The 7,819-nt window shown below is 71.9% G+C and carries 6 protein-coding genes; 5 read left to right on the top strand and 1 reads right to left on the bottom strand.

All coding sequences use genetic code 11. From position 1 onward, the window contains the following. Window positions 1-101: 101 nt before the first annotated feature. Window positions 102-1,544, top strand: coding sequence for a DUF4190 domain-containing protein (locus AB0F11_RS25345; RefSeq protein ID WP_362177932.1), 1,443 nt, complete (start codon window positions 102-104; stop codon window positions 1,542-1,544). Window positions 1,545-1,629: 85 nt separating this feature from the next. Continuing rightward, the gene (locus tag AB0F11_RS25340; protein ID WP_362177930.1) at window positions 1,630-3,384 is read left to right on the top strand and encodes an NAD+ synthase; all 1,755 of its coding nucleotides are present in this window, start codon (window positions 1,630-1,632) and stop codon (window positions 3,382-3,384) included. Between the two features lie 118 nt (window positions 3,385-3,502). On the opposite strand, the gene AB0F11_RS25335 is transcribed toward AB0F11_RS25340, so the two are convergent. Then, the gene (locus AB0F11_RS25335; RefSeq protein WP_362177927.1) at window positions 3,503-4,531 is read right to left on the bottom strand and encodes an endonuclease/exonuclease/phosphatase family protein; all 1,029 of its coding nucleotides are present in this window, start codon (window positions 4,529-4,531) and stop codon (window positions 3,503-3,505) included. A gap of 352 nt (window positions 4,532-4,883) precedes the next feature. Here AB0F11_RS25335 and panB point away from each other — a divergent pair, with 352 nt between their 5' ends. The 3 genes from panB to AB0F11_RS25320 all read left to right on the top strand — a co-directional run bounded on the left by panB (window position 4,884) and on the right by AB0F11_RS25320 (window position 7,814). Next, the gene (gene panB / locus AB0F11_RS25330; protein WP_361906506.1) at window positions 4,884-5,744 is read left to right on the top strand and encodes a 3-methyl-2-oxobutanoate hydroxymethyltransferase; all 861 of its coding nucleotides are present in this window, start codon (window positions 4,884-4,886) and stop codon (window positions 5,742-5,744) included. Window positions 5,745-5,907: 163 nt separating this feature from the next. Continuing rightward, on the top strand, window positions 5,908-6,951 hold the full coding sequence (locus AB0F11_RS25325) for an ATP-binding cassette domain-containing protein (protein WP_362177924.1): 1,044 nt from the start codon (window positions 5,908-5,910) through the stop codon (window positions 6,949-6,951). Beyond that, a complete protein-coding gene (locus AB0F11_RS25320; RefSeq protein ID WP_362177921.1) occupies window positions 6,948-7,814 on the top strand; it encodes an ABC transporter permease in 867 nt (288 codons plus the stop codon). The genes AB0F11_RS25325 and AB0F11_RS25320 overlap by 4 nt, the downstream gene beginning before the upstream one ends. Window positions 7,815-7,819: the final 5 nt, after the last annotated feature.

The following is a 7,819-nucleotide window of genomic DNA, read 5'->3' as shown; positions in this document are numbered from 1 at the left end:
GCTGGGCTACGGCGCCGGGGCCTACGTCTCGGCGAGTTCCGGGGCCCAGGCGCTCAGCATCCACTACGACCAGGCCCCGCAGGCCATGCCGGACGGGGCCGGTGTCGTTCGAAAAGTCCCCGGAGCCGCAGGCCGCCCCGCCGGCCCCCGCACCGCAGCCCGAGCCGGAGCCGGAGCCGGAGCCGGAGCCCGAGCCCGAGGCGGCCCCCGCCGCAGCCGACGCACCGGCGGACGGGCCGGTGTCGTTCGAGAAGGCCTCAGAGCCGCAGGCCGAGGATCCCGCCCCCGAGCCCCAGCGGGAGCCGCAGGCCGCGGCTGAGCCGCAGCCCGAGCCCGAGTCGGCCCCCTCCGCGGCCCCCGCACCGGCGGAGCAGCCGGTGTCGTTCGCCAAGGCCCCGGAGCCGCAGGCCGCCGCGCCGGCCCCCGAGCCGCAGCAGGAGCCGGTCACGGCCCCTGCCCCGGCGGCCACGGCCGACCCGTTCGCCGCGCCCGCGCCCGCGCCTGCACCCACCCCGGACACCGCCCCGGCCCCGGCCCCCAACCCCTTCGCCGCCCCCGACCCCGCAGCCGCGCCGCCCGCCGCGCCCGCCGGCTTCGCCCCCGTCGGCCCCGCCCCGGCAGCCGCCGGCGGGTTCGGCGGCGGGGCCGTGCCGCCCGGCGGCAACCCCTGGGCCCAGCCCGGCTACGGTGCCGGCCCCGGCCCCCTGTGGGGCCAGCCCGCCCCCGCCTCCAACGGCCTGGCCGTCGCGGCGCTCATCACCGGCATCTTCGGCCTGCTCTTCGGCCCGATGCCGTTCTTCTTCTGGGCCGGCGGCGCCCTCGGCCTGGTGGCCACCGGTCTCGGCATCGCCGGGATCAACCGCGCCTCGGCCGGGCTCGGCCGCAAGGCCATGGCCGTCACCGGCACCGTCCTCGGCGTGCTGGCCCTCGGCGCCTCGGTCGGCGGCTTCTTCCTCACCGGTGTCGTCGTCGAGAAGGCCCGTGAGCGCGCCGACCAGCGGCTCGACCGCAACTGGCCGGACCGCGACGGCCGCCTCGGCGGCGAGTTCGACGACGACTTCGACGACCACTTCGACGACTTCGGCGCCCCCACTCCCTGGCCCACGAGGCCGCCCCGGCCGTCGAAGCCGGCCCCCTCCCCGTCCAACGAGCCCGGCATGACCTCGCCGCTGCCCTTCGGCCAGACGTACACCTACGCCGGCGGCATCAAGGTGACCCTGTCGGCACCGAAGCAGTACCGGACGAAGAACAAGTACGCCAAGGTCGGCAACGCGGTGGAGATGACGCTCACCATCACGAACGACTCGGCCGAGACCCACCACGTCATCTACGCCATGCCCAACGTCCGCGACGACAAGGGCATGACCGCCAAGCTGGTCTTCGACGGCGACGTACCCAAGATGATCACGGGCGACATCCTCCCGGGCCAGTCCGCGAGCGGTGTCGTGGCCTACGAGGTTCCCGAGGGCACCAACACCATCAGCGCCGACATCTCCCCCGGAACGCTGATGCCGAGCGCGAAGTTCAGCGGCCCGATCGGCTGAGCCGACCCGAAAGGCGGCCGATCCGAACGGCCGACCCGGCCGGGGCCCAGGACATCGCGTCAGAAAGACGATTACACTGGGCCCCGTGCCTCAACTACGCCTCGCTCTGAATCAGATCGACTCGCACGTCGGCAACATCGCGGCCAACGCCGACTCGATCGTGCACTGGACCCGGCACTCCGCCGAGCAGGGCGCCCACCTCGTGGCGTTCCCGGAGATGGTGCTGACCGGGTACCCCGTCGAGGACCTCGCCCTGCGCACCACCTTCGTCGAGGCCTCCCGCGCCGCCCTGCTCGCCCTGGCCGAGCGCCTGGCGGCCCAGGGCCTGGGCGAGCTCCCGGTCGTCGTCGGCTACCTCGACCGCAGCGAGCGCTCCACCCCGCGCCTGGGGCTGCCCGCCGGCTCCCCCGAGAACGCGGCCGCCGTACTGCACCGCGGGAAGGTGGTGCTCCGCTTCGCCAAGCACCACCTCCCCAACTACGGCGTCTTCGACGAGTTCCGCTACTTCGTCCCCGGCGGCACCCAGCCGGTGCTGCGCGTCCACGGCGTCGACGTCGCCCTGGCGATCTGCGAGGACCTCTGGCAGGAGGGCGGCCGCGTACCCGCCACCCGCTCCGCCGGGGCCGGCCTGCTGCTGTCGATCAACGCCTCCCCGTACGAGCGCAACAAGGACGACGTACGCCTCGAACTGGTCCGCAAGCGGGCCCAGGAGGCCGGCTGCACCCTGGCCTACCTCGCGATGATCGGCGGCCAGGACGAGCTGGTCTTCGACGGCGACTCGATCGTCGTCGACGCCGACGGCGAAGTCATCGCCCGCGCCCCGCAGTTCTCCGAGGGCTGCTTCCTGGTCGACCTGGAGCTGCCGGCGGCGCAGGCCGAGGCCCCCGAGGGCGTCGTCGACGACGGGCTGCGCATCGAGCGAGTCATCCTGTCCGAGGAGCCGGTGGAGCCGTACGAACCGGTCGTCACCGGCGACTACGCCGACCGCCTCGACGACGACGAGGAGGTCTACGACGCGCTGGTCGTGGGGCTGCGCGCGTACGTGAAGAAGAACGGCTTCCGCTCCGTGCTGATCGGCCTGTCCGGCGGCATCGACTCCGCGCTCGTCGCCGCCATCGCCTGCGACGCCATCGGCGCGCAGAACGTGTACGGCATCTCCATGCCCTCCAAGTACTCCTCGGAGCACTCCCGGGACGACGCGGCCGAGCTCGCCGAGCGGACCGGCCTGAACTTCCGCACCGTCCCCATCGCGCCGATGTTCGACGCCTACATGGACGCCCTGGGCCTGACCGGCCTGGCCGAGGAGAACCTCCAGTCCCGGCTGCGCGGCACCCTGCTGATGGCGGTGTCCAACCAGGAGGGCCACATCGTGCTGGCCCCGGGCAACAAGTCCGAGCTGGCCGTCGGCTACTCCACCCTGTACGGCGACTCGGTCGGCGCGTACGGCCCGATCAAGGACGTCTACAAGACGGACGTCTTCCGGCTCGCGCACTACCGCAACCGGGCCGCGGCCGAGCGCGGCGAGACCCCGCCGATCCCGGAGAACTCCATCGTGAAGCCGCCGAGCGCCGAGCTGCGCCCGGGCCAGGTGGACACGGACTCGCTGCCGGACTACCCGGTGCTGGACGCGATCCTGGAGCTGTACGTGGACCGCGACCAGGGCCTGGAGGCGGTCGTCGCGGCCGGCTTCGACCGGGAGCTGGTGGCGAAGACCCTGCGGATGGTGGACATGGCCGAGTACAAGCGGCGCCAGTACCCGCCGGGCACCAAGATCTCCGCGAAGGGCTTCGGCAAGGACCGCCGCCTGCCCATCACCAACGGCTGGCGCGAGCACGCGTGACACCGCACCGCTGAGGCGCCGAGGGGCCCGGCCGCTCCCGGCGGCCGGGGCCCTTCGCTGTCCACGTGAACTGCTCCTACTTCTCCACGGTCACTTCTCCACGGTCACTTCTTCACGGTCACTTCTTCACGGTCACCCGCGCCGCCACCGGGAGGTGGTCGCTGCCGGTGCGCGGCAGGGTCCAGGAGGCCTCCGGCCTCATCCCGCGGACCATGATCTGGTCGATCCGGGCCATCGGGAACTGGGCCGGCCAGCTGAAGCCGAAGCCGTCGCCGGCGGCGCCCTGGGTGGAGCGCATCTGCGAGGTGACCTCCGACAGGGACCGGTCGTTCATCGTGCCGTTGAGGTCGCCCAGCAGGACGACCTTGTGCAGCGGCTCGCCCGCGAGCGCGGCGCCCAGCGCGCCGGCGCTGTTGTCGCGCTGGTTGGCGGTGAAGCCGGCGTTCAGCTTGACCCGGACGGAGGGCAGGTGGGCGACGTACACGGCGACCGCGCCCTGCGGGGTCTCGACGGTGGTGCGCATGGCCCGGGTCCAGCCCATCTTGATGTCGACGGCCCGGCTGGAGGTGAGCGGGTACTTGCTCCACACCCCGACGGTGCCCTCGACCGCGTGGTACTTGTACGTGGCCTCCAGCACCTGCTCGTAGACCGGGACGGCGCTGCCCTTGAGCTCGGTCAGGGCCAGCACGTCCGCCCCGGCCTTGGCGACCGAGCGGGCGGTGCCGCGCGGGTCGGGGTTGTCGGCGTCGACGTTGTGGGCGGCGACCACCAGGTTGCCGCCGGAGCCGGACTTGTCGGTGACCAGCCCGCCGAAGAGGTTCACCCAGACGATGGCCGGCAGCAGGAGCGCGATCAGCGCGGTGGCCGACTTGCGGACCACCGCGGCGGCGAACAGCACCGGCACGGCCAGCCCCAGCCAGGGCAGGAAGGTCTCGGTGAGGCTGCCGAGGTTGCCGACGTCGTTGGGCAGCTCGGCGTGGAGGATCATCACCAGCGAGACCGCCACCGCGAGGGCCGCGGTCACGATGCCGCGCCGCCAGATCCCCGGGTCGCGCCGCAGCTCCGCGAGGCGTCGGCGGAATCGGGATCCGGAGGACTCGGGCCCCGAGCCGCCGTTCCCCGTCTCCGTCATGTACGCCTGTGCCATGCCACTGCCCTCGCTGCCGTGCTTGCGCTCCGTCCCCGCACCATGACCCTAGGCGATCGACGGAGCCTTCCGTGCCGGTGTTCCCGGCCGTACGTCCGGGAGGACGAACGGCCATACGGCCCGGGTTCCGCTTGTCACGAAACGCGCACATTCGCTCGGACGCGCGCACTTCGCGCCCCCGGGCGGCCCTAGGGCGAACATGAGGAGGGCCGGAGCGGGCCTCGTGCGCGCCGGGAGTGTGACGCACCGGTCACCGCGCCACTTTCCCAGTGGCCTAGACAGGTGCAACCATGGTGGGTGAGTCCGGGGACGCCGTGAGGGCGCCTCGAGATGACATCAAGGAGCAGTTGCAATGACGCATGCCGTTTCGCCTGCCCGCGAAGCCGCCTCCCCCACCCTGTACGGAGGCACGGGCACCCGGCGGATCACCGTCCGCGACCTCACCCTCGCCAAGGAACGCGGCGAGAAGTGGCCCATGCTCACCGCCTACGACGCGATGACCGCGTCCGTCTTCGACGAGGCCGGCATCCCGGTCATCCTCGTCGGCGACTCGATGGGCAACTGTCACCTCGGCTACGAGAACACCGTCCCCGTGACGATGGACGAGATGACCCTGCTGTCCGCCGCGGTGGTACGCGGCACCAGCCGGGCCCTCGTCGTCGGCGACCTGCCGTTCGGCTCGTACCAGGAAGGCGCCGTGCAGGCGCTGCGCAGCGCGACCCGGCTCGTGAAGGAGGCGGGTGTCGGAGCGGTGAAGCTGGAGGGCGGCGAGCGCTCGCTGCACCAGACCGAGCTGATCGTCCAGTCCGGCATCCCCGTCATGTCCCACCTGGGCCTGACCCCGCAGTCCGTCAACGCCATGGGCTACCGGGTCCAGGGCCGCGGGGACGAGGCCGCGCACCAGCTGCTGCGCGACGCCAAGGCGGCGCAGGACGCGGGTGCCTTCGCGGTGGTGCTGGAGCTGGTCCCGGCCGAGCTGGCCGCCGAGGTCACCCGTTCGCTGCACATCCCGACGGTCGGCATCGGCGCGGGCGCGGAATGCGATGCGCAGGTGCTGGTGTGGACCGACATGATGGGCCTGACCGGCGGGAAGATGCCGAAGTTCGTCAAGCAGTACGCCAACCTGCGGGCGACGATGACGGACGCGGCGAAGGCGTTCGCCGAGGACGTCGTCGGCGGAGCGTTCCCGCAGGAGCAGCACGCCTTCCACTGAGCCGCTGACTCTCTGAAGCACTGAACCGGCAGCCCGTCGCCCCATCGGCGTACGGGCTGTCGGCGTTCTGTCGGCGTTCTGTCGGTGTTTTGTCGGCGCTCTGTCGGTGCATGTCGGCGGCTGTCGGTCGGCTGTCGGTGGTTTGTCGGCGGCCACTGGTCCCATGGTGGACATGACGCGAAACGACAAGAATCCCCTGAACGGCCCGAACGCCGTCGAGGTACGGGGACTGGTCAAGCACTTCGGCGAGACCAAGGCCCTGGACGGTGTCGACCTGGACGTCCGCGAGGGCACCGTCCTCGGGGTCCTCGGTCCCAACGGCGCCGGCAAGACCACCCTGGTGCGCTGCCTGTCCACGCTGCTCGTCCCCGACTCCGGCACCGCCAGGGTCGCGGGCTACGACGTGGTCCGCCAGCCGCGGCAGCTGCGCCGCACCATAGGCCTCACCGGCCAGTACGCCTCGGTCGACGAGAAGCTCTCCGGCTGGGAGAACCTGTACATGATCGGCCGGCTGCTGGACCTGTCCCGCAAGGAGGCCCGCGCCCGCGCCGACGAGCTGCTGGAGCGGTTCTCCCTCACCGAGGCCGCGAAGAAGGCGGCCATGCACTACTCCGGCGGCATGCGGCGCCGCCTCGACCTGGCCGCCTCGATGATCGGCCGCCCGGCCGTGCTCTACCTGGACGAGCCGACCACCGGCCTGGACCCCCGTACCCGCAACGAGGTGTGGGACGAGGTGCAGCGGATGGTCGCCGAGGGGGCCACCGTCCTGCTCACCACCCAGTACATGGAGGAGGCCGAGCAGCTCGCGAGCGAGCTGACGGTCATCGACCGCGGCAAGGTCATCGCCAAGGGCAAGGTCGACGAGCTGAAGGCCCGCGTCGGCGGCCGCACCCTGCGGATCCGCCCCGCCTCCGCCGCCGACCTGCCGGGCATGGCCCGCGCCCTGGCCGAGGCCGGGCTGGACGGTGTGACCGGCTCACAGGCCGTGCCCGACGAGGGCGTGCTGCTGGTGCCGATCCTGAGCGACGAGCAGCTGACCGCCGTGGTCGGCCTGTTGGCCGCCCGCGGGTACGCGATCGCCGACCTCGGCACGTACCTGCCCAGCCTGGACGAGGTGTTCCTCGCCATCACCGGCCACCGGACCGACACCGCTGACGCGACCGAGCAGACCGAGAAGACCGAGAAGACCGAGGGGGTCGCGGCATGAGCACCGTCACCACGAACAAGCCCGCCGGCACCGCCGCGACCGCCGCCGGCGGCGGCGCGCCGGGCCAGGCGCTCCCGGCCTCCGAGGGCCGGATCGGCCTGCGGGCCAACCTGCGGCACATCGGCGCCCTGGTGCGCCGCAACACCCTGCAGATCAAGCAGGACCCCGAGTCGATGTTCGACGTCCTGTTCATGCCGATCATCTTCACGCTGCTGTTCGTGTTCGTCTTCGGCGGCGCGATCTCCGGCAAGGGCAACCAGGAGGAGTACGTCAACTACGTCGTCCCGGGCCTGATGGCGATGATGGGCATGAACATCGCCATGGGCGTCGGCACCGGCGTCAACGACGACTTCAAGAAGGGCGTGATGGACCGCTTCCGGTCCATGCCGATCGCCCGGTCGTCCGTGCTCCTCGCCAAGATCGTCGTCGAGCTCGGCCGCATGATGGTCGCGATCGCGATCCTGCTCGGCGTGGGCTTCCTGCTCGGCCTGTCCATCAAGACGTCCGTGCTCGACCTGTTCCTGTCCATCGGCCTGTCCGCCGTCTTCGGAGCCTCGCTGATGTGGATCTTCATCCTGCTCGGCCTGACCCTGAAGACCGCCCAGGCGGTCCAGGGCATGGCCATGCTGGTCCTGATGCCCCTGCAGTTCGGCAGCTCGATCTTCGCCCCGCCGTCGACCATGCCGGGCTGGCTGCAGTCCTTCACCGACTACAACCCGCTGTCCAACCTGGCCGACGCGGCGCGCGGCCTGATCAACGGCGGCCCCGTCGCCCACCCGGTGTGGGTGACCCTGGCCTGGTCGCTGGCCATCACAGTGGTCACCATGCCGCTCGCGGTGCGCAAGTTCCGCCAGAAGACCTGATCCGG

The organism is Streptomyces sp. NPDC032472 (assembly GCF_040636955.1).
Taxonomy (GTDB): Bacteria; Actinomycetota; Actinomycetes; order Streptomycetales; family Streptomycetaceae; genus Streptomyces.
Note: the sequence above shows the minus strand (reverse complement) of the source record. Positions and strands in the feature narration are given on the sequence as shown.

Excerpts from the sequence above, each read along its gene's own strand:
- AB0F11_RS25335 (WP_362177927.1), bottom strand. The coding sequence starts at position 4,531 with ATGGCACAGGCGTACATGACGGAGACGGGGAACGGCGGCTCGGGGCCC.
- panB (WP_361906506.1), top strand. The coding sequence starts at position 4,884 with ATGACGCATGCCGTTTCGCCTGCCCGCGAAGCCGCCTCCCCCACCCTG.
- AB0F11_RS25325 (WP_362177924.1), top strand. The coding sequence starts at position 5,908 with ATGGTGGACATGACGCGAAACGACAAGAATCCCCTGAACGGCCCGAAC.
- AB0F11_RS25320 (WP_362177921.1), top strand. The coding sequence starts at position 6,948 with ATGAGCACCGTCACCACGAACAAGCCCGCCGGCACCGCCGCGACCGCC.